A 21,662-nucleotide genomic window follows, 5' to 3' on the forward strand; every position below is an offset into this window, starting at 1 on the left:
CGCGCCTGCCCGACTTCCCCTGGGACGCCCTCACCGGGCACGCCGCACGGGCCCGCGCCCACCCCGACGGTGTCGTCGACCTCTCCATCGGCACGCCCGTCGACCCCACCCCCGAGGTCGTACGCCGCGCCCTAGCCGGCGCGACCGACTCGCCGGGCTACCCGACCACCCTCGGCCTCGAGCGCACCCGCCAGGCCGTCGTGGACTGGCTGGCGCGCCGCCACGGCGTGACCGGCCTCGGGACCGACCAGGTGCTGCCGTCGATCGGCTCCAAGGAGCTCATCGGCGCGCTGCCGCTGCACCTGGGCCTGGGCGCCGGCGACCTCATCGCCTACCCCGCGCTGGCCTACCCGACCTACGAGGTCGGCGCCGCCCTCGTCGGCGCCCGCGCCGTGGCCACCGACTCGCTGACCTCGCTGGGCCCCGAGACCCCGGCGCTGGTCTGGCTGAACTCGCCCTCGAACCCCTCGGGCCGGGTGCTGCCGCCCGAGCACCTGCGCAAGGTCGTCGACTGGTGCCGCGAGCGGGGCGCCCTGCTGGTCTCCGACGAGTGCTACCTCGAGTGCGCCTGGGAGACCACCCCGGTCTCGGTGCTCCACCCCGACGTCAACGGCGGCTCGCTCGAGGGGATCCTCGCGGTCCACTCGCTGTCGAAGCGCTCCAACCTCGCGGGCTACCGCGCCGCCTTCGTCGCCGGCGACACCGCGGTCGTCGCCGAGCTGCTCGCCGTGCGCAAGAACCTCGGCCTGATCATGCCCGGCCCGGTGCAGGTCGCGATGGCCGCGGCCCTCGACGACGACGACCACGTCGTGGCCCAGCACGCCGTCTACGCCGCCCGCCGCGCCCGGCTGCGCGAGGCGCTGCTGCACGCCGGCTTCCGCGTCGACCACTCCGAGGCCTCGCTCTACCTCTGGTCGACCCGTGACGAGGACTGCTGGGACACCGTCTCCTGGCTCGCCGAGCGCGGCATCCTCGTGGCGCCCGGGGCCTTCTACGGCGTCGCCGGTCGCCAGCACGTGCGCGTCGCCTTCACCGCCACCGACGAGCGGGTCGACGCCGCCGTCGAGCGCCTCACGCGCTGACCGAGCGGGTCAGTCGAGCACGTCGACGTGCACGTGGTCGCGGTGCTCGAGGATCGCGGCGGTCTCGGGGGAGCGGCCGGAGGTGTCGGGGGTGTAGTCGCGCCAGCCCTCGTCGGCGCGCCCGGAGGTCCAGATCTTCGCGTCGTAGATGACGGTGGCGACGTCGAGGCGCTCGGCCTGCGCGACGAGGTACTGCGCCACCGCCCAGCCGCGCACCAGGTTGGTCGGGTTCACCGGGCGGTAGAACAGGTCGACGGCGCGCCCCTCGTAGTGCGCCGAGCCCTCCATGTGGCCGGTGCTGACCCCGCCGGGGGCGAAGCCGCCGACGGCCTGGCGGCCGAAGTGTCGGTCGACGTCGCGTCGCACCCGCTCGGCGCGGGCGACCAGGCCGTTGTCGCCGAGGGTGTCGGAGGCGGCCTCGGCGGAGTCGTCGCTCTCGCAGGTGAAGGCGGCCGGTGAGTTGCCGGTCAGCGCCGAGGCGATGACGCGGGCGTCGTCCTCGTGGTCGGCGTAGGCGTCGGGGAAGGCCGAGCGCTGCACGGCCTGGGCGGCGACGGTGATCTCCATCGACTCGTAGCCGTCGACCTCCTCGAGCTCGTCGTAGAAGGCGTTGGTGGCGTAGGTCGGGTCGAGGATCTGCTCCACGGTGCCCCAGCCCTGCGAGGGGCGCTGCTGGAAGAGGCCGACGGAGTCGCGGTCGCCGTAGTCGATGTTGACGATCTTCGACTCCTGGTAGGCCGTGGCCAGGGCGATCGACGCCGCGCGGGCGGGCATGCCGCGGCGCACGGCGGTCGCGACGATGAGCGAGGCGTTCTCGGCCTGCTCCACGCTCAGCTCGACCGAGCGGCCGTCGACGGTGGCGACGCAGGTGTCGCCGTCGAGCGACGGCGCCACCTCCTGGTAGACGCCGTAGCCGACGGCCCCCACGACCCCCAGCGCGGCCACGGCGGAGCCCGCGGCGATCACGGAGGTCCTCATGGGTCGATTCTCCTGGGACCGGCCAAGAACCACCTGAGAACGCGCCGGTCGGCGGCTGTGGGTCCTCGACCGCGCCTCAGTTGGCGTGCAGGTCGGCGTTGAGCGCGATGCCCTGCCCGGTGCGGGCGACGGCCTCGACGGCGCCGGAGACGGAGTTGCGGCGGAAGAGCACGTTGTCGGAGCCGGAGAGCTCGAGGGCCTTGACCACGCGGGGCTCGCCGGCCTCGTCGCGCTCGCCCACGAGGCTCACCTTGGTGCCGGCGGTGACGTAGCAGCCGGCCTCGACCACGCAGTCGTCACCGAGCGAGATGCCGATGCCGGCGTTGGCGCCGAGCAGGCAGCGCTCGCCCAGGGAGATGACCTGGGTGCCACCGCCGGAGAGCGTGCCCATGATCGAGGCGCCGCCGCCGACGTCGGAGCCGTCGCCGACCACCACGCCGGCGGAGATCCGGCCCTCGACCATGCTGGCGCCGAGCGTGCCGGCGTTGAAGTTCACGAAGCCCTCGTGCATGACGGTGGTGCCCTCGGCGAGGTGGGCGCCCAGCCGCACGCGGTCGGCGTCGGCGATGCGCACGCCGGCGGGCACGACGTAGTCGACCAGGCGCGGGAACTTGTCGATCCCGAAGACGGTGACGTGCTGGCCGCGGGCCTTCAGCCGGGCGCGGGTCAGCTCGAAGCCCTGCACGGCGCAGGGGCCGGCGGAGGTCCACACGACGTTGGCCAGGTGGCCGAAGACGCCGGCCATCGAGATCGTGTGGGGGCGCACCAGGCGGGAGGAGAGCAGGTGCAGGCGCAGCCAGACGTCCTCGGTGGAGGTGGGCTCGGCCTGCAGGTCGTCGATCTCCACCAGGCGCACCTCACGGCGCACGCCACGGGCCTCGTCGCCGCCGACCAGGTCGGTGAGCTCACGCGGCGCGGTCGCGTCGGCCGGGGCCTCGCCGAGGCGGGGCTCGGGGAACCACACGTCCAGCACGGTGTCGTCGCTCGTCACGGTCGCCAGGCCGTGGGCCCAGGCGCGGGTCGGGGTGGCGGTCGGGTCGTTGGCCTCAGTCACGGCGGCAAGCCTAGGCGGGCCCGCCCCGCGGCTCGTCCGCGGTCCACGACCCCGGACGGCAGCGCCCGCCACCGCGGGCGAGGCGCGCTGCCACCCGCCCCGACCCCGATCCTGGGGAGGCGGTGTGGTGCTCGCCGCCGTGGGGCTTAACCTGGAGACGTCCGGCGGGGGGTCGGACGAGCCGGTGCTTCGGGGGGAGCCATGAGCGAGCAGCACGCCGCGGCGTCCGCGAGGGCGACACCGTCCACCACAGCCGGCGCAGGCGGGTCCGCCGCCTCGCTCCCGTCGGCCCTGCCGGGCCGCACCCACCTGCTGCCCGAGATCGCCGACGCCGTGCACAGCGCCGGGGTGCTCGTGCTGCGCGGGCGACCGGGCATCGGGGTCTCGGCGGCTCTGGCCACCGTGGCGCCCCTGGCCGCGGCCACCGGCGTGCGCTGCCTCGCCACGGCCGCCGACCGCTGGGCCGCCGACGACGTGGGCGTGCTCGACATCCTGCTCGGCGAGCTCGACGGCCGCCCCGCGCTGGTGCGCCCTGCCGACGCCGACGAGGTGAGCCGGCGCCTCGCCGGCCGCGGCGTCTGCGCGCTGCCCGGCCCGGGCGGGATCGCCCCCGGCTCCCCGGTCGTGCTCGTGGTCGACGACGCCCACCTGCTCGGCCCCACCGCCCAGTCGCTGCTCGCGGTCGCGGCGCGGGAGTCCGGCGTCGCCGTCGTCGTCGGCGCCCATGGTGCCGTGCCCGCGCTCGAGGACCTCCCCGGCGCGCGCGTCCTCGACCTGCCCGGCCTCGACCGGGCCGCGGTCGCCGAGGTGGTGTCGCGGGCGCTGGGGGAGCAGGTCGAGCCGGGCTCCTCGCTAGCCGCCGGCTACGCCCGCGCCAGCGGCGGCGAGCCCGGTCGCCTGACGGCGGTGCTCGACCTGCCCGACGCCCGCGCGGCCCTCGACCTCGTGCGCTGGGCGCCCGACCCGTCGCAGACCGCGATCCGCCTCGAGGACGTGCTGCCCGTCGTCGTCGGCGGGGTCGTGGCCGGGGCCGGCGACCGCGACCTGGACGCCTGGGCCGTGCTCGCGCTGGCCGGGGCGGGGGCGCCGAGGGGGCTGCTCGACCACGCCCTGGGGGCCGGCTGGCAGAGCGCCGGGGTCGCGGCCGGCCTGCTGCGCGAGGGACCCGAGGGGGTCGCCTACCGTCACGACGCCGTGCGGCGCCGGGTCGAGCAGACCGTGCCCCCCGCGGTGCGCGCCGGCCTGCTGCACCGTCTCGCCGTGGCCGCGCTCGAGTCCGGCTGCCCGCCGCGGGTCTCCGCGCGGCTGCTCCTCGCCGCCGGCCCCGTCGACGTCGAGCTGGCGGTGCGCACCGCCGAGGACGCCGCGGCCCACCTGCGCGACGCCGGTGAGCGCGCCGAGGCCCGCGCCCTGCTGACCCGCGTGCTCGAGCTGCCGGTCACCGAGCCCGCCGCCCGCTGACCCGTCCGGACGACGGCGGGTCCGGGTGGACCCGGGCGGCTCCCGGTCGGCCCCGGGTCGAGGCCGCCCCGGGCGCTGCCGCGCGTGACCATCGCCACCGGGCGTCGTTGGGCGGGTGATCCCGTCTCCCCCCGAGAGGCCGCTCCCGTGCGCCGTACGCCGCTCCGCCCGTCCACCGCCCGGCTGCGCCCGGCCGCCGCCCTCGCCGCGGCGGCCCTCGCCTTCGCGAGCGCCCTCACCGGCGTGGAGGCCCTCACGGCCGGGCCGGCCGGGGCGGCCGGTGCCGGTGCGCCGGGGCCCGACCTGCGACCAACGCGCGCCCAGGTGCTCGAGGCCCTCGACTGCACCGGTGACCTCACCCGCGGCCGCGCTCCGGTGCTCCTCCTGCACGGCACGACCTCGAGCGCCGAGGCCAACTGGTCGTGGAACTGGGACCGCGCCCTCGACGCCCGCCACCGCGCCCACTGCGACCTGCAGTCGCCCGACAGCGCCAACGCCGACATCCAGGTCAACGGCGAGTACGTCGTGCGCGCGATCCGCCTCATGCACCGCCGCGCCGGGCGCGACATCAGCATCGTGGGCCACAGCCAGGGCGGCATGGTCGGCCGCTGGGCGCTGAAGTACTGGCCCGACACCCGCGGCATGGTCGACGACTACGTCGGGCTCTCCTCCTCCCACCACGGCACCGAGGTCTTCGGCGCCGTCTGCGAGACCCTCGGGCGCTGCACCCCGGCCAACTGGCAGCAACTGGCCGGCTCCGACTTCCTCACCGCCCTCAACCGCGGACGTGAGACCTACGACCGGGTCGACTACACCGCGATCAGCACGCGCTACGACGAGGTCGTCGTGCCCAGCACCTCGGCCCACCTCGCCCCCGGGAGCAACGTCACCAACGTCGCGGTGCAGGACCTCTGCCCGACCGAGGTCGTCGACCACTTCGGCATGGCCTACGACAACGCCGCCTGGCTGATCGGCCTCGACGCCCTCGAGCACCGCGGGCCGGCCCGGCTCGACCGCGTGCCCACCGCGACCTGCGGCCAGCCGCTGATGCCCGACGTCGACCCCGTCACCTTCCCGGCCGAGGTGGCCGCGGCCCTCGCGCAGACCGCGCGGTCGAGCGCCACCTCGCCGATGGTCACCGCCGAGCCGCCGCTGGCGCCCTACGCCCGCTGACCCCGGGCCGCGGAGGCCCGGCCCGTCTCGGTGGGCCCGTCCCAGCGGGCCGGCAAAGCGGGCCCGGATCAGTGGGCCCGGCTCAGTGGGCCCGGCTCAGTGGGAGCCGAGCTGTCCGGTGAGCCGCCCGTGGCGCTCGGCGCTGGCCTCGTTGAGCCCCACGATGTCGGCGCGCTTGCCCTTCGCGGCGTACTTGGTGGTGATGGCGTCGAGGGAGGCCACGGTGGAGGCGTCCCAGACGTGCGACTCGCTGAGGTCGATGACGACGCGGGCGGGGTCGCCGACGTAGTCGAACTGGCGGTAGAGGTCGTTGCTGGAGGCGAAGAACAGCGCCCCGGTGACGCGGTAGACCGCCGTGGGCTCGCTGTCGGGGCCGACGGCGACCTCGCGGTCGACCTCGGTGAGGTGGGCGACGCGGCGGGCGAAGAGGGTCGTCGCGACGAGCACGCCGACGACGACGCCGATGGCGAGGTTGTGGGTGGCCACGGTGACCGCGACGGTCGCCACCATCACGGTGGTCTCCGAGCGCGGCATGCGGCGCAGCGTCCGCGGGCGCACCGAGTGCCAGTCGAAGGTGCCGACCGAGACCATGACCATCACCGCGACCAGCGCGGCCATCGGGATGATCGAGACCACGTCGCCGAGACCGACCACGAGGACCAGCAGGAAGACGCCGGCGAGGAAGGTGGAGATCCGGGTGCGGGCGCCGGAGGCCTTCACGTTGATCATCGTCTGGCCGATCATCGCGCAGCCGCCCATGCCGCCGAAGAAGCCCGTGATCACGTTGGCGGCGCCCTGGCCCCACGACTCGCGGGTCTTGTCGGAGTGGGTGTCGGTGAGGTCGTCGACCAGCTTGGCCGTCATCAGCGACTCCAGCAGCCCGACCAGCGCCATCGCCAGGGCGTAGGGGGCGATGATCTGCAGGGTCTCCAGCGTCAGCGGCACGTCGGGCACGAAGAGCGCGGGCAGGGAGTCGGGCAGCTCGCCCTCGTCGCCCACGTCGGGCACCGACAGCGCGGCCAGCACGGTGAAGCCGGTGAGCGCGACGATCGCGACCAGCGGGGCCGGCACGACCCTGGTGACCCGCGGCAGGCCCACCATGACGGCGATGCCGACGGCCACCATCGGGTAGACCAGCCACGGCACGTCGACGAGGTAGGGCAGCTGCGCGAGGAAGATGAGGATGGCCAGCGCGTTGACGAAGCCGACCATGACCGAGCGCGGGATGAAGCGCATCAGCCGGCCGAAGCCGGCCAGGCCGAGCACGACCTGCAGCACGCCGCCGAGCAGCACGGTGGCGATGAGGTAGTCGTAGCCGTGCTCGCGCATCACCGGGGCGATGACCAGGGCGACCGCCCCGGTGGCCGCGGAGATCATCGCCGGGCGCCCGCCGAGGAAGGCGATGGAGACGGCCATGGTGAAGGACGCGAAGAGGCCGACCTGCGGGTCGACGCCGGCGATGATCGAGAACGAGATGGCCTCGGGGATCAGCGCCAGGGCGACCACGAGGCCGGCCAGCACCTCGGTGCGCAGCAGCGCGGGGGAGCGCAGCGCCTCGCGGACGCCGGGCTGGCGGGGCGGCGGCGTGGCGTCAGGCCGGGCGTCCGGCACGTCGGCCGGCAGGGAGGGGGTCGTGGTCACGAGGCTCCGTTCGGGGGCAGGGCACACCGGCACGCCCCGGTCCGCGCGGCGTGCGCGGGCGGTCGGGAGCGTCGGTGGACGGGATGGGAGGGTGGTGCGCGCCGGGCGCGCTGCCGGCGTCGTCGCCGGCGGAAGTCTGAGCGCAACCCTACCCTTACGTGAGGGTAGGGTTGAAATCGCTCCCACCCGACGCGCGAGCACACCCACCGACCGAGGAGACCCAGGTGAGCGAGGAGACCGCCGGCCCCGCGGCCGACCCGTCCGACCCGATCCCGGAGGCGCGCGCCATGCACATCGGTGAGGTCGCCACCCGCACCGACCTGTCGCTGCGCAGCCTGCGCCACTGGGACGAGGTGGGCCTGCTGCGTCCCTCCGGCCGCACCGACGGCGGCTTCCGGCTCTACACCGAGCGCGACGTCGAGCGGATCCTGCTCATCCGCCGCATGAAGCCGCTCGGCTTCAGCCTCGAGGAGATGGGCGCCGCCCTGGCCGACCTCGACCTCCTCGCCGAGGAGGGCCCCGGTCCCGACACCGGCCCCGGCGCCCCGGGAGCCGCAGCCCGTGAGCGGCTCGCCGCCGTGCAGGCCGAGGCGGCCGCCCGCCGCGAGAAGCTCGTGCGGCAGCTCGCCATGGCCGACGAGTTCCTCGACCTCCTCGGCCGCCACCTCCCCTGACCACCCACCCCGCCGGGGCCGGACGACGAAGGACCGGGCCCGTCACGCAGCGACGGGCCCGGTCCGGCCGGGGGGCGCCCGGGGGGCGCGGGGGTGCGGTCAGTCGTCGTCGTTGTCGGTCTCGGTGCCGCTGACGTCGCCGGAGACGGCGTCGATGCGCACGGTCTGCTCGGTGGTGCCGTCCTGCACCTGGACCTCCCACTCGGCCGCGCCGTTCTCCAGGTCGAGGTCGACGTCCTCGACCACGCCGCCGGCGACCTCGCCGCGGGCGGCCTCGACGGCCTGGCGGTAGTCGACCTGCACGTCGTTCAGCAGCTGCTGGCGCTCGGCGAGGTCGTCCTGGTCGTCGGCGTCGTCCTGGTCGACGTCGGGGCCGCGCTCGACCGAGGAGCCGTCGGCGGAGACGACCACGTCGTTCTCGACCCCCTGACCGTCGACGACGGTGATCTCCCAGCCGCCGGCGTCGTCGCGGTCGATGGAGAAGAGCGTGCTGCCCTGCACCGAGCCGACGGCGGTCGCCGCGGCGGCGAGGAGTGCGCGCTCGTCGCCGGAGCCGCCGGTCGAGCCGCCGGTCGAGGCGTCGTCGGAGGCGTCGTCGGAGGAGCCGGTCGACGGCGAGGCCGAGGCGGTCTCGGTGACGGTGGCGGTGGGCGCCGGGGCGGTGACGTCGTCGTTGTCGTCGTCGGAGTCGCCGCAGGCGGCGAGGCCGAGGGCCAGCGGGACGACGGCCGCGACGGCGAGGCTGCGGCGCAGGCGACGCCCGGGGGTGCGGCCGGTGGGGAGGGCGGTCGTGGTGCGGACGGTCTTCGTCATGGTCGTCTCCTGGATCGGGGTGGTCTTCCTCGAGGTCTCCTCGAGCACAGGCACCACTCTGCGGCGGTGCGCACCAACGCGGCTCCAAGGGAAGGTCAAGGCGACGCTAAGACGCGCGCCGGCCCCCGCCGGCCCCCGCCGGACCACCGCGGGAGCCGAGCGGTGCGACGTACGGCGGGGGCGACGGGGAACCGGTTGGCCGGGGACGGGCCCGGCTGGCTACCCTGGGAGCACAGGCGCTCGAGCCGTCATCAGCGGCGAGCCTCCGGAAGAACGGGCCGCGCGGTCCCCGACCGCGCGACCTCACTAGACCCGGACGGGTAGGCCCGTCACAGCCCGCAACGAGCGGCCCCGCCCGACGCACGCGCCCACCGGCGCGCACGGCGCGGCAGGGCAAGCGAGGTGGTACCGCGGTCCCCGTCAGGGAGTCGTCCTCGTGGTGAGGCAGCCCACGACCCGACGCACCGCAGGAGATGACCCCGATGACCTATCCCCAGGTCTCCACGGCCGGCCAGGCCGCCGTCCCGTCCGCGCCGCGCTTCCCCGAGATCGAGGAGAAGGTGCTGGCCTACTGGGCCGCCGACGGCACCTTCCAGGCCTCGGTGGAGCAGCGCAGCGCCGGCGACGACGGCTCGGGGGAGTTCGTCTTCTACGACGGCCCGCCCTTCGCCAACGGGCTGCCGCACTACGGCCACCTGCTCACCGGCTACGTCAAGGACCTCGTGCCGCGCTACCAGACCATGCGCGGCAAGCGCGTCGAGCGCCGCTTCGGCTGGGACACCCACGGCCTGCCGGCCGAGCTCGAGGCGATGCGGCTCAACGGCATCAAGACCACCGACGAGATCGTCGAGATGGGCATCGACAGGTTCAACGACGCGTGTCGCGAGTCGGTGATGAAGTACACCGGCGAGTGGCGCGACTACGTCACCCGCCAGGCGCGCTGGGTCGACTTCGACCACGACTACCGCACGATGAACCCCGACTACATGGAGTCGGTGATCTGGGCCTTCAAGAGCCTGCACGACAAGGGCCTGGTCTACGAGGGCTTCCGCGTGCTGCCCTACTGCTGGAACGACGAGACGCCGCTGTCGAACCACGAGCTGCGCATGGACGACGACGTCTACCAGAACCGCCAGGACCCCGCGGTCACCGTCGGCTATACCCTCCACGCCCGCGACGGCGTCGAGGGCGACGCCGAGCTCGACGGTGCGAAGGTGCTCATCTGGACCACAACCCCGTGGACCCTGCCCTCCAACCTCGCCGTCATGGTCGGCTCCGACATCGACTACGTCGTCGTCGAGGCGCCCGTGCCCGGCACCGAGGCCACCGCGCGCTACCTGCTGGCCGAGGCCCGCCTGGGCGCCTACGCCCGCGAGCTCGGCGACGAGCCGGTCGTGCTCGCCCGCCGCCGCGGCGCCGACCTGGTCGGCCTCACCTACACCCCGCCCTTCTCCTACTACGCCGACCACGACCGCGCCTTCCGCGTCGTGGCCGCCGACGACGCCGTCACGACCACCGACGGCACCGGCGTGGTCCACACCGCCGGCGCCTTCGGCGAGGTCGACAAGGAGGTCACCGACCGCGAGGGCATCGAGGCGGTCATGCCGGTGGGCAAGGACGGTCGCTTCACCGCGCCGGTGACCGAGTACGCCGGCATGCAGGTCTTCGACGCCAACCCCCACGTGATCGACCACCTGCGCGCGGCCACCCGCGGCGCCACCGGCGAGGAGGCCGGCGCGGTCACCGCCGGCACCGTCCTGCTGCGTCGCGAGACCTACGACCACTCCTACCCCCACTGCTGGCGCTGCCGCGAGCCCCTCATCTACAAGGGCGTCTCGTCGTGGTTCGTCGAGGTCACCGCGATCAAGGAGCGGATGCTGGAGCTCAACCAGCAGATCCGCTGGGTGCCTGAGCACATCCAGGACGGCCAGTTCGGCCGGTGGCTGGAGAACGCCCGCGACTGGTCGATCACCCGCAACCGCTTCTGGGGCTCCCCGGTGCCGGTGTGGAAGAGCGACGACCCGGCCTACCCCCGCCTCGACGTCTACGGCTCCTTCGCCGAGCTCGAGCGCGACTTCGGCGACCTGCCCCGCAACGCCGACGGCGAGCGCGACCTGCACCGCCCCTGGGTCGACGAGCTGACCCGCCCCAACCCCGACGACCCGCGCCCCGAGGGCGAGCGCTCCACCATGCGCCGCGTCACCGACGTGCTCGACGTGTGGTTCGACTCGGGCTCGATGTCCTACGCCCAGGTGCACTACCCCTTCGAGAACGCCGACTGGTTCGACGGCACCGCCGCGGCCAAGGGCCACTTCCCGGGCGACTTCATCGTGGAGTACATCGGCCAGACCCGCGGCTGGTTCTACACCCTCCACGTCCTGGCCACCGCGCTCTTCGACAAGCCCGCCTTCTCGGCCTGCGTCAGCCACGGCATCGTGCTGGGCTCCGACGGCAACAAGATGAGCAAGTCGCTGCGCAACTACCCCGACGTGCGCGAGGTCTTCGACCGCGACGGCGCCGACGCGATGCGCTGGTTCCTCATGTCGAGCCCGATCCTGCGCGGCGGCAACCTCGTGGTCACCGAGCAGGGCATCCGCGACTCGGTGCGCCAGGTGATGATGCCGCTGTGGAACAGCTGGTACTTCTTCCAGCTCTACGCCAACGCCGCCGGCGAGGGCGGCTACACCGCGCAGCGCTCCACCGCCTCCACCGACCCGCTCGACCGCTACCTGCTGGCCAAGACCCGCCAGTACGTCGAGCAGATGACCGGCGCCCTCGACGACTACGCCGTCGCCGAGGCCTGCGACGTCACGCGCTCCTTCCTCGACGTGCTGACCAACTGGTACATCCGCCGCTCCCGCGAGCGCTTCTGGCAGGGCGACGCCGCGGCCTTCGACACCCTCCACACCGTGCTCGAGGTGGTCTGCCGCACGACCGCCCCGCTGCTCCCGCTCACCACCGAGGAGATCTGGCGCGGCCTGACCGGTGGCCGCTCGGTGCACCTCACCGACTGGCCGACGCCCGAGGAGCTGCCCGGCGACGACGCGCTGGTCGCGGCGATGGACCAGGTGCGCGACGCCTGCTCGGCCACCTCCGCGCTGCGCAAGGCCGGCCAGCTGCGCAACCGGCTGCCGCTGCCGGCCCTCACCGTGGTCGTGGCCGACCCCGCGCTGCTCGCCGGCTTCGAGTCGATCCTCGCCGACGAGGTCAACGTCAAGACCGTGCGGCTGCTGGGCGCCGACGCGCCCGAGGCGGCGTCGTACGGCGTGTCGCAGCGGCTCACCGTCAACGCGCGCGCGGCCGGGCCCCGGCTCGGGCGCGAGGTGCAGGTCGCGATCAAGGGCTCGAAGTCGGGCGACTGGTCGGTGGCCGAGGACGGCACCGTCACCGCGGGCGGTCTCGCGCTGGTCGAGGGGGAGTACACCCTCGAGACCGTCGCCGGCGCCGCCGACGACACCACCGCGGTCGGCCTGCTGCCCCGCGGCGGCGGCTTCGTGGTGCTCGACACCGCCGTCACCCCCGAGCTCGCGGCGGAGGGCCTGGCGCGCGACCTGGTGCGCGCGGTGCAGCAGGCCCGCCGCGACGCCGGCCTCGACGTCTCCGACCGGATCGCGCTGACCCTCAGCGGCGGCCCGGCCGTGCGCGGGGCCGCCGCCACCCACGAGGCCCTCATCGCGCGGGAGACCCTGGCCACGTCGTTCTCGGTGGTCGACCCCGACCAGGGCGGCACGCCCACCGGGGCCACCGAGGTGGTGGTCGGCGACGGCGAGAAGGCCGGCGTGCACGTCGCCCGCGCCTGAGCCCGGCCGGGGCCGGGGAGCCACGGGCCGGTGACCCCGGTCCGTGGCCGGCCCGTGGCAGGGTGGGCCCATGGTGCTGGCGACGTGGAAGGACCTGTGCCTCGACGCGGTCGACGTGGAGGCGCAGTCACGCTTCTGGGCGGCGGTGACGGGCCTGGAGGAGCGCGACGACCCCACGCACCGCCACCTGGTCGGCCCCACGCCGCGCCACACGATCTGGGTCAACGCCGTCGACCGGCCCCACGTGACGAAGAACCGGCTGCACCTCGACCTCGACTCCGGTCCCGTCGAGGAGCTCGTCGCCCTGGGCGCGCGCGTGCTCTCGCGGCCCGCCGACACTGGCTTCGGGTGGGACGTGATGGCCGACCCCGAGGGCAACGAGTTCTGCGCCTTCGAGCGCGACCAGCCGCCGGCGGTGCGCCTGCACGGCGTCGGGGTCGACTGCGTCGACCCGGGCCGCGTGGCCCGCTGGTGGGCGGACGTCCTCGGGGCCGAGGCCGTGCACGACGAGGGCGGCTGGTGGACCGTGGCCGGCGTGGCCGCCGACGAGCGGATGACGCTGGACTTCAACGCGGTGCCCGAGCCCCGCACGGTGCCGCACCGGGTGCACTGGGACGTCACCGGCGACGTCGAGGCCCTGCTCGCCGCGGGCGCGCAGCGGCGGTGGGAGACCGAGCACTGGTCGGTGCTCGGCGACCCCGAGGGCAACGAGTTCTGCGTGTTCGCACCCGAGTCCTGAGCGGGACCGCTCAGGCGTCGGCGAGCTCGACCTTCACCGAGGAGATCCGCTCGAGCAGCTGCTCGAGGGACTCCTCGAACTCGGTGGCCGAGTGGTCCTGGGCGAGGTCGGCGCGCAGCCGCGCCACCGTCGGGTGCTGCCGCAGCGCCTCGTTGTCCTCCTCGCCGTCGTCGACGACGTCGAGGGGGCCGATGTCGGCACCGTGGGAGGCGACCTCGAGCAGCAGGTTGCCCAGCAGGAAGCTGGTGAACGAGCGGTACGCCGCCACCGCGGCCGCGTCGCTGAAGCCCTCGGAGGTCAGCCCGGCCAGGAACGACTCCACCCAGTCCAGGCTGCGAAGCGGCGGGCGCAGCCACGGCGCCTCGGGCGGGCGCGAGGCCACGAGCGGGAAGGCCTGGATGTGGGCGAGCGCCACGCGCCGCACCCCGTGGGCCATGCGCTGGAGGAAGTCCTGCCAGCCGTTGTCGGGGGTGCTGAGCACCTCGGGATCGGCGTACATGCCGGAGATGAGCGACTCGACGACGGCGTCGAGCAGGTCCTCCTTGCCCGGCACGTAGCGGTAGAGCGACATCGCCTCGACGCCCAGGCGCTTGCCCAGACGGCGCATCGAGAGTCCGCCGGGGCCGACCTCCTCGAGGAAGACCAGCGCCTCGGAGACGATCCGGTCGCGGTCGAGCGGCACGCGGGCCGAAGGGGGTGCGCCGCCGGCCACGATGGCCGCGTCGGCGTCGGGCAGCGGGGGCTCCTGGCCGTCGCCGGGGGCAGGGCCGACCGCGGCCGCGTCGGTGACGGGCCGGTCGTGGTCGGGGTGCTCGGCGGACGACATGGGGGTGCTCCTCGGCTGGGGGTTCCACGGTAGCGACGACCGCGGTGACGCCGTCGTCCGGGCCGACCCTCCGGCACGTGGCGACGTGCGAGGGAGGGTGGACCCGGACGACGGGGTGGAGCACGCGACCGGGGGGAGTCGCGGTGGTGGTGCGGGGGGCTGGGGTCGGCTGGGGTCGGCTGGGGTCGGCCGGGGTCAGCGACCGAGGCCGGCGCGGTCGACCTTGCGGTGGAAGTGCATGCCGGCCAGGCCGCCGAGCAGGGCGCCGACGAGGCTGACGACGACGACGCCGACGAGCACGGCGATGGCCTGCAGGGTGAGGTCGCCCGCGTCGACCGGGATGCGCGGGAAGGAGTTGATGTCGCCCAGCACGTCGTACTGCGAGCCGGCGACGGCGCCGAGGATCGCCACGACGATCGCGGCCACGACGGCCCAGGCCCACACGGCGAAGCCCTGCTTCATGCCGTCGAAGCGCGCCATGCGGCCGGCGACGTAGCCACCGGAGTAGTAGGAGAGGAAGACGACGACCAGCACCAGGATGACGCCGGCCCAGCCGATCTCCTCGGCCTGGAGGCCGTTGCCGGTCGCCGCGTCGGCGACCTCGGAGGCGCTGGAGACCAGGCCCACGCCGGCGCCGGCGGCCGCGACGAGGGCGGTTAGCAGCACGGCCATGCCGGTGGCGGTGAGCCAGCCGAAGAAGGCGACGAAGGGCTTGATGCCCCCGAAGCGCTCGCGCTCGCGGTCGACGACGTCGCGGCGCGACTCGGTCGGGGTCGCGTCGTGGTTGTGATCGTGTCCGGACCCGAGGGGTGAGGTGGCGGTCATGGCGTCCTGCTTTCGTCGAAGTGGTGACCGGGCCGCCCGTTTGACCGGGGGGCTACGGTGAAACTGACTTACGACGTAAGTCAACCGGAGCGGCCGCCGCGGCTGCTCACCCCGAAGGCCCGACCTGGGCCACAGACGAAGGAGTAGCCATGGGTATCGCCGACAAGGCCAAGAACGCCGCTCAGGACGCCGCCGGCAAGGTCAAGGAGACCGTGGGCGACGTCACCAACAACGAGAAGCTCGAGGCCGAGGGCAAGAAGGACCAGGCCGCGGCCTCGGCCAAGAAGACCGGCGAGGGTGTCAAGGACGCCTTCAAGGGCTGACGTGGGCAAGCCCAAGCGCACGATCTTCCAGCTGCTCGGCTGGCTGGTCTGGAAGCTGCTGGCCCTCTTCGGGGTCAAGTTCGCCAAGGACAAGCTCAAGCAGGGCGAGCGCCGTCGCTGAGGTCCCCGAGACCTCCGCGACCGAGCGCCGCTCTCGCGCAGCCACCACGACCCCCGACGGCCGTCGGGGGTCGTGGTGCGTCCGGACACCGCCCGGTCGTCCGGCGTACGCCGGGGCGCTGCGCGCCGCCGGGGCCCGGCGCGCGCCCCGGCTGGTTGACTAGCGCCATGCCGCAGACGCCCGTGACGACCCCCGTGCTCGACCTGACCGCCGACGCGGTCACCCTCACCCGCCAGCTGTGCGACATCGAGTCGGTCAGCCTGGGGGAGCGCGACATCGCCGACGCGGTGGAGGAGGCGCTGCGGGCCCTGCCCCACCTGGAGGTGGTGCGCCGCGGTCACACGGTGGTCGCGCGCACCGACCTGGGCCTGGGCGACCGCGTCGTGATCGCGGGCCACCTCGACACCGTGCCGGTCAACGACAACATGCCCAGCCGTCTCGACGAGGCCACCGGCCTGTTGCACGGCCTCGGCACCTGCGACATGAAGGGCGGCGACGCCGTCATCCTGCGCCTGGCCGCCACCGTGACCGCGCCGGTGCGCGACGTGACCTACGTGCTCTACGAGGCCGAGGAGATCGACGCCGAGTTCAACGGCCTCCACCAGCTCTCCCAGTCCGACCCCGAGCTGATGACCGGCGACTTCGCGATCCTCATGGAGCCCTCCGACGCCGTGGTCGAGGCCGGCTGCCAGGGCACGCTGCGCGTCGAGGTCCGCACCCGCGGGGAGCGCGCCCACTCCGCGCGCAGCTGGAAGGGCGTCAACGCCATCCACGGCGCCGCCGACGTGCTCGCCCGGCTCGCCGGCTACGAGGCGCGGCGCCCGGTCATCGACGGGCTGGAGTACCACGAGGGGCTCAACGCGGTCTTCATCCGCGGCGGGGTCGCGGGCAACGTGCTACCCGACGAGTGCGTCGTCGAGGTCAACTTCCGCTTCGCGCCCGACCGCTCCGAGGCCGAGGCCGAGGCCTTCGTGCGCGACTTCTTCGACGGCTACGACGTCACCCTCACCGACACCGCCCCCGGCGCGCTGCCCGGGCTCGACCAGCCCGCCGCCAAGGCCTTCCTCGAGGCGGTCGGCGGCGTGGCCAACCCCAAGTTCGGCTGGACCGACGTCGCTCGCTTCAGCGCCCTGGGCGTGCCGGCGGTCAACTACGGACCCGGCGACCCGCTCCTGGCCCACAAGCAGGAGGAGCACGTGCCGGTCGAGCAGGTGCTGCGCTGCGAGCGACAGCTCGCCGCCTGGCTGCGCGGGGAGCAGGTCGAGGAGCAGGGCGGGGAGCAGGGCGCGTGAGGCACAAGTTCAAGGGTCCGGTCATCCAGCGCCGCGACCAGGTCGACGGCTCCACCACCGACCAGCGCCTGCTCGACTCCCGCGGGCCCTCCGACTGGGTCCACACCGACCCGTGGCGGGTGCTGCGCATCCAGGCGGAGTTCGTGGAGGGCTTCGGGGCGCTGGCCGAGCTCGGCCCGGCGATCGGCGTCTTCGGCTCCGCCCGCACCCCGCTCGACCACCCCTCCTACGCCCAGGGCGAGGAGCTCGGCCGTCGCCTGGTCGACGCGGGCTTCGCCGTGATGACCGGCGGCGGGCCCGGCGCCATGGAGGCCGCCAACAAGGGCGCCAGCGAGGCCGGCGGCCTCAGCGTCGGGCTCGGCATCGAGCTGCCCTTCGAGTCCGGCCTCAACGAGTGGGTCGACATCGGGGTCAACTTCCGCTACTTCTTCGCCCGCAAGACGATGTTCGTCAAGTACGCCCAGGGCTTCGTCGTCCTGCCCGGCGGTCTCGGCACCCTCGACGAGCTCTTCGAGGCCCTCACGCTCGTGCAGACCCAGAAGGTCACCCGCTTCCCCGTCGTGCTGCTCGGCGTCGACTACTGGTCGGGGCTGCTGGCCTGGCTGCGCGACACCGTGCTCGCCGACGGCAAGATCTCCGCCGCCGACCTCGACATGATGGTGCTCACCGACGACCTCGACGAGGCCGTCGACCTCATGGTGCGTGCCCGAGAGGAGCGTGCGTCGTGATGTGGTTCCTCGCCGTCCTCGGCGTGCTCCTCCTGGGCGGGATCGCCGTGGTCGCCTCGGGCCGCGGCACCCCGCTCGCCCCGGCCTACGACGACCGGCCCGACGCCCTCGTGCCCGCGGCCGGACCGCTGCGCCCCGACGACCTGCGACGCGTGCGCTTCTCCCTGGCCCTGCGCGGCTACCGCATGGACGAGGTCGACGCCCTGCTCGCCCGGCTCGCCGACCAGCTCGCCGACCAGCGCGACGGGGCCGGTGGGGCCGGTGGGGCCGCCGCGGGCGGGGTCGCTGCCGCGGAGGGACCGGGCCCCGCCGACGGCGGCGCTGCTGCGCCGTACGACGGCGGTGGCCACGACCGGGCCGCGAACGGTCGTGGCGACGCCCCACAGCCGTAGGGCACACTCTCCCGCGTGCTCGAACCGGTCGTCTACGTCCTGACCGCCCTCGCGGCGCTCGTCGTCGTGCTGACCAGGCTGCGGCTCGGAGGGGCCGCAGGAGGGGGCGGGCGCCACGTCGTGCCGCGCCGGCTGCTCACGGTGCACCTGCTCGCCGGGGTCCTCGCGCTGGTCGTGTGGACGGTCTTCCTGGTGTCGCCCGACGACTCCGCTCCCGGCAGCGCGCTGGTCGGGGTGGTCGGGCTCGGCTTCTGGTGGGTCGTGGCCGGCGCCGGGCTGCTGCTGCTGGCCCGCTGGCTGCCGAGCAAGGGGCGCCACGCGGGGGACGGCGCCTCCGACGCGTGGGCAGGAGGGCCGTGGCTCTCCCTGCTGGCCCACCTCGGCATGGCCGCGGGGGTCGTGGTGTTCACCTACGCCTACGTCAGCTCCGCGGTCTGAGGCCGCCCCCGGCGGGCGTCGGGGGAGGACCGGGTCGCCGCGCGGAGGCCCGCGCGGCGGCGCACGAGGACGGTCGCGAGCGGCGTCCGCGACCGCGCGGCCGTGACCAACCACGAGGCGGTGCTCCCGGTCGGAGGGTCCATGGGGGATAATGGTCACGCACGACCGGGACGCACCCGCGACCCCGGCGCGCACACCTGAGTTCACGACATGTGGGGAAGAGGTGCCGGATGGCGGCGATGAAGCCGCGGACGGGCGACGGTCCGCTGGAGGTCACCAAGGAAGGACGCGGCATCGTCATGCGCGTCCCGCTCGAGGGTGGTGGCCGACTGGTGGTCGAGCTCAACGCCGAGGAGGCCGGGAATCTCGGCGACGCCCTCAAGGACGTCGTCGGCTGATCGGCTGATGCCCCCCACGACGGCTCCGACAGCGGGTCACACCCTCCCCACCCAGGTCACCCCGCCGGGGTTCGCGCTCAGCGACCTCGGCCCCCACGCGATCCTCGGCGTCGACGTGGTCGCCCTCCCGGTCCTGCAGACCGACGAGGACGACCGCGACGCCGGCGAGCGCCGTGCGGACGACCCCGGGCCCCGGCTGCTGCTGGGCCCGGGCGCCGAGGAGCTCTCCGAGCTGCTCGGCGTCGACCTGATCGCCCTGCTGGAGGCCGAGAAGGCCACCGGCAGGGCAGGAGAGATCACCCGTCTGCCGGTGCCGCTGGGGGGCCCCGACAACGCCGAGCTCCGCTCGGTCCTGCTCGTCGGCACCGGCAGGCAGAGCCCCACCGACCTGCGCCGCGCCGGCGCGGCGCTCGCCCGGGCGACCAAGGGTCGCTCGGCCGTGGCCACCTCCGTGCCGGCCGTCGCCGACTCCGCGGGCCTCGAGGCCTTCGTGGTCGGCCTGATGCTGGGCTCCTTCGTCTTCCACTGGAAGTCCGAGCCGCCCGCGCAGGGCCCCGTCGAGAGGGTGGTCCTCACCGACCTGCCCGACTCCGAGGCCCACGTGCTCGCCCGCGCCATCGCCGTCGGTGGCGCCGGGTGGCGCGCCCGGCTGCTGGCCACCGTGCCCTCCAACCTCAAGAGCCCCGCCTGGCTCGCCGACCAGGCCGTCGCCGCAGCCGAGGAGGCCGGGCTCGCCGTACGCGTCTGGGACGAGCGCGAGCTCGTCGCCGAGGGCTTCGGCGGCATCGTCGGCGTCGGTCAGGCCTCGGCCATGCCGCCGCGGCTGATCCGGCTCGACTACACCCCCGACGGCGCGACGCGCCGCACCCCGACCGTGGTGCTCGTCGGCAAGGGCATCACCTTCGACACCGGTGGCCTCTCGATCAAGCCCGGCGAGGCCATGACGACGATGAAGCGCGACATGACCGGCGGTGCCGTCGTGATCGCCACCATGGCCGCGCTCGGCGCCGTCGGCTGCCCGGTCAGGGTGGTCGGCCTCGTGCCCGCCGCCGAGAACGCCGTCTCCGGCGACTCCGTGCGACCCGGCGACGTGCTGCGTCACTGGGGCGGACGCACCTCCGAGGTCACCAACACCGACGCCGAGGGCCGCCTGGTCATGGCCGACGCCCTCGCCTACGCCGCCGCCGAGATCGAGCCCGCCGCCATGGTCGACGTCGCCACCCTCACCGGGGCGATGAAGGTCGCGCTCGGGCAGCGCACGGGCGGCTACTTCGCCAACGACGACGCCCTCGCCGGTGCGCTCGAGGACGCCGCCGAGTCGGCGGGCGAGCCCTTCTGGCGCTTCCCGCTCGCCGAGGTCTACGAGGAGAAGATCGCCTCCAAGGTCGCCGACGCCGACAACGCGGGCGGGGGCCCGGGCGCCATCACCGCCGCGCTCTTCCTCCAGCACTTCGTCGGCGACGTGCCGTGGGCCCACCTCGACATCGCCTCCGCCGGTGACGCCCCCTCCGACTTCCACGAGTGGACCGCCGGCCCCACCGGCTTCGGTGCCCGCACCCTGCTGGCCTGGCTGGGTGGCGACGACCCGCTCGCCGGGGTGCGCGGGGCCTGAGGCCCGCCCGGGGGCTGCACGCCCCCGGCGACCGGCGGCGCGTGCCGGCATCCGCGGGGGCTCGGCTCCGCTCGGGCGGCCGGCGGCGTGGGCCGGGATCCGCGGGTTCTGTTCCGTCTGGGGTGGCCGGCGGCGTGGGCCGGGATCCGTGGGGTTCTGCTCCGTCCGGGGTGGTCGGCGGCGTGGGCCGGGATCCGTGGGGGTTCTGTTCCGTCCGGGGTGGCCGGCGGCGTGGGCCGGGATCCGCGGGGCTCTGTTCCGCTCGGGGCGGCCGTCCCCGGCGACTCGCGACGCGGCCGGGATCCACGAGCGTCCGGCTCCGCTCGGGGCGGCCGTCCGCGGCGACCGGCGGCGCAGCTGCGTGCGGGCCGCGCTGGTCGTGGGCGCGCGGGCACGACCGGCCCGCGGGCCGGGGCCGCGGGCGATCGGGCGCCGGCGGCGTACGGGTCGGTCAGACCGCGGCGGGGTCCCAGACCTTCTTGGCGCACAGCAGGCCGTCGCCGACCGGCAGCAGCACCGAGAGCAGGCCCTCGTGGGCGGCGATCTCGCGGCCCAGCTCGCGGATGGCGACGGTCTCGGAGTCGCGCTGGGCGGGATCGGCGACCTTGTCGTGCCACAGGGCGTTGTCGAAGGCCACCACGCCGCCGGGGCGCAGCAGGCGGAGGGCCTCGGCGAGGTAGGCGGAGTACTCCGACTTGTCGCCGTCGCAGAAGACGAGGTCGTAGTGGCCGTCGGTGAGGCGGGGGAGCACGTCGAGGGCGGAGCCGGAGATGGTGCGGGCCCGCTGGCTGGGGATGCCGGCCTCGGAGAAGCCCTGGCGCGCCAGGCGCTGGTGCTCGGCCTCGATGTCGACGGTGGTCAGCACACCGTCGGAGCGCATGCCCCGCAGCAGCCACAGGCCCGAGACGCCCGTGCCGGTGCCGATCTCGACGACCGCGCGCGCGTCGAGCACCGAGGCCAGGAAGCGCAGGGCCGCGCCGCCGCCGGGGCTGATGGCGACCACGCCGACCTCCTCGGCGCGGGCGCGCGCGGCGGAGACCACCTCGTCCTCGGCGACGTGGGCCTCGGCGTAGGACCAGCTCGCTGCGGTGATCGGGGTGGTGATGACGGCCTCCTGAGGGACGGTCCGGCGGGGCGGGTGCCCCGCGCGGCACGGTGGGGGTGCCCAACCTATCGCCTGCGGTGCGGGTGGTGCGACGCCCCGCGCGAGGGCCCGCCCCGCCGTACCCGCCACCCGGCCGTACCCGCCGCCCGGCCGCCCGGAGTCCTCGTCCATCGAGGAGACCCCCGAG

At 74.7% G+C, this 21,662-nt stretch carries 20 protein-coding genes; 13 read left to right on the forward strand and 7 right to left on the reverse strand.

Going from position 1 to position 21,662, the window contains the following annotated elements:
• Positions 1-5: 5 nt before the first annotated feature.
• Positions 6-1,082, forward strand: coding sequence for a succinyldiaminopimelate transaminase (dapC, locus tag LPA27_RS10825; protein ID WP_324251256.1), 1,077 nt, complete (start codon positions 6-8; stop codon positions 1,080-1,082).
• Positions 1,083-1,091: 9 nt separating this feature from the next.
• On the opposite strand, the gene LPA27_RS10830 is transcribed toward dapC, so the two are convergent.
• On the reverse strand, positions 1,092-2,060 hold the full coding sequence (locus LPA27_RS10830) for a hypothetical protein (RefSeq protein WP_228942431.1): 969 nt from the start codon (positions 2,058-2,060) through the stop codon (positions 1,092-1,094).
• Between the two features lie 76 nt (positions 2,061-2,136).
• Entirely contained in the window at positions 2,137-3,114 is a 978-nt protein-coding gene (gene dapD, locus LPA27_RS10835; protein ID WP_228942432.1) for a 2,3,4,5-tetrahydropyridine-2,6-dicarboxylate N-succinyltransferase, read from the reverse strand.
• A gap of 201 nt (positions 3,115-3,315) precedes the next feature.
• Between dapD and LPA27_RS10840 the strand changes: the two genes are divergently transcribed.
• Both LPA27_RS10840 and LPA27_RS10845 read left to right on the forward strand, forming a co-directional pair.
• Entirely contained in the window at positions 3,316-4,575 is a 1,260-nt protein-coding gene (locus LPA27_RS10840; protein WP_228942433.1) for a hypothetical protein, read from the forward strand.
• A gap of 147 nt (positions 4,576-4,722) precedes the next feature.
• Positions 4,723-5,748 (forward strand): lipase, encoded by a 1,026-nt coding sequence (locus LPA27_RS10845; protein ID WP_228942434.1) that lies wholly within the window; start codon positions 4,723-4,725, stop codon positions 5,746-5,748.
• 96 nt (positions 5,749-5,844) lie between these two features.
• On the opposite strand, the gene LPA27_RS10850 is transcribed toward LPA27_RS10845, so the two are convergent.
• Complete coding sequence (locus tag LPA27_RS10850) at positions 5,845-7,299, reverse strand: SulP family inorganic anion transporter (RefSeq protein ID WP_416383240.1); 1,455 nt, start codon at positions 7,297-7,299, stop codon at positions 5,845-5,847.
• A 314-nt stretch (positions 7,300-7,613) separates the two neighbouring features.
• On the opposite strand from LPA27_RS10850, the gene LPA27_RS10855 reads away from it, so the two are divergent.
• The gene (locus LPA27_RS10855) at positions 7,614-8,063 is read left to right on the forward strand and encodes a MerR family transcriptional regulator (RefSeq protein WP_200920136.1); all 450 of its coding nucleotides are present in this window, start codon (positions 7,614-7,616) and stop codon (positions 8,061-8,063) included.
• A gap of 99 nt (positions 8,064-8,162) precedes the next feature.
• On the opposite strand, the gene LPA27_RS19265 is transcribed toward LPA27_RS10855, so the two are convergent.
• The gene (locus tag LPA27_RS19265) at positions 8,163-8,876 is read right to left on the reverse strand and encodes a PepSY domain-containing protein (protein ID WP_267477205.1); all 714 of its coding nucleotides are present in this window, start codon (positions 8,874-8,876) and stop codon (positions 8,163-8,165) included.
• A gap of 482 nt (positions 8,877-9,358) precedes the next feature.
• Between LPA27_RS19265 and ileS the strand changes: the two genes are divergently transcribed.
• A complete protein-coding gene (gene ileS, locus LPA27_RS10865) occupies positions 9,359-12,676 on the forward strand; it encodes an isoleucine--tRNA ligase (protein WP_228942436.1) in 3,318 nt (1,105 codons plus the stop codon).
• Positions 12,677-12,746: 70 nt separating this feature from the next.
• A complete protein-coding gene (locus LPA27_RS10870; RefSeq protein WP_228942437.1) occupies positions 12,747-13,415 on the forward strand; it encodes a VOC family protein in 669 nt (222 codons plus the stop codon).
• Between the two features lie 10 nt (positions 13,416-13,425).
• Here the strand turns inward: LPA27_RS10870 and LPA27_RS10875 are convergent, their stop codons facing one another.
• Positions 13,426-14,241 carry a TetR/AcrR family transcriptional regulator C-terminal domain-containing protein gene (locus tag LPA27_RS10875; protein ID WP_228942438.1) on the reverse strand — a complete coding sequence of 272 codons (816 nt, stop codon included), beginning with the start codon at positions 14,239-14,241 and terminating at the stop codon, positions 13,426-13,428.
• 195 nt (positions 14,242-14,436) lie between these two features.
• Entirely contained in the window at positions 14,437-15,066 is a 630-nt protein-coding gene (locus LPA27_RS10880; protein ID WP_228942439.1) for a hypothetical protein, read from the reverse strand.
• 149 nt (positions 15,067-15,215) lie between these two features.
• Here LPA27_RS10880 and LPA27_RS10885 point away from each other — a divergent pair, with 149 nt between their 5' ends.
• From LPA27_RS10885 to LPA27_RS10915, 7 genes are all read left to right on the forward strand, one after another.
• On the forward strand, positions 15,216-15,389 hold the full coding sequence (locus LPA27_RS10885; RefSeq protein WP_082499896.1) for a CsbD family protein: 174 nt from the start codon (positions 15,216-15,218) through the stop codon (positions 15,387-15,389).
• Between the two features lie 288 nt (positions 15,390-15,677).
• Complete coding sequence (gene dapE / locus LPA27_RS10890) at positions 15,678-16,802, forward strand: succinyl-diaminopimelate desuccinylase (RefSeq protein ID WP_228942440.1); 1,125 nt, start codon at positions 15,678-15,680, stop codon at positions 16,800-16,802.
• Positions 16,799-17,530: a TIGR00730 family Rossman fold protein gene (locus tag LPA27_RS10895; RefSeq protein WP_056862284.1), complete on the forward strand. Its 732-nt coding sequence runs from the start codon at positions 16,799-16,801 to the stop codon at positions 17,528-17,530. Before dapE ends, LPA27_RS10895 begins: the two co-directional genes overlap by 4 nt.
• Entirely contained in the window at positions 17,530-17,922 is a 393-nt protein-coding gene (locus LPA27_RS10900) for a DivIVA domain-containing protein (protein WP_228942441.1), read from the forward strand. Before LPA27_RS10895 ends, LPA27_RS10900 begins: the two co-directional genes overlap by 1 nt.
• A 15-nt stretch (positions 17,923-17,937) precedes the next feature.
• On the forward strand, positions 17,938-18,360 hold the full coding sequence (locus LPA27_RS10905; protein WP_056862286.1) for a hypothetical protein: 423 nt from the start codon (positions 17,938-17,940) through the stop codon (positions 18,358-18,360).
• 230 nt (positions 18,361-18,590) lie between these two features.
• Positions 18,591-18,758 (forward strand): DUF3117 domain-containing protein, encoded by a 168-nt coding sequence (locus tag LPA27_RS10910; protein ID WP_082499897.1) that lies wholly within the window; start codon positions 18,591-18,593, stop codon positions 18,756-18,758.
• Positions 18,759-18,765: 7 nt separating this feature from the next.
• Complete coding sequence (locus LPA27_RS10915; protein ID WP_228942442.1) at positions 18,766-20,370, forward strand: leucyl aminopeptidase family protein; 1,605 nt, start codon at positions 18,766-18,768, stop codon at positions 20,368-20,370.
• A gap of 451 nt (positions 20,371-20,821) precedes the next feature.
• Here the strand turns inward: LPA27_RS10915 and LPA27_RS10920 are convergent, their stop codons facing one another.
• On the reverse strand, positions 20,822-21,463 hold the full coding sequence (locus LPA27_RS10920; protein ID WP_406603384.1) for an O-methyltransferase: 642 nt from the start codon (positions 21,461-21,463) through the stop codon (positions 20,822-20,824).
• Positions 21,464-21,662 lie beyond the last annotated feature (199 nt).

Source organism: Nocardioides sp. Leaf374 (assembly GCF_916862475.1).
Classification (GTDB): domain Bacteria; phylum Actinomycetota; class Actinomycetes; order Propionibacteriales; family Nocardioidaceae; genus Nocardioides; species Nocardioides kribbensis.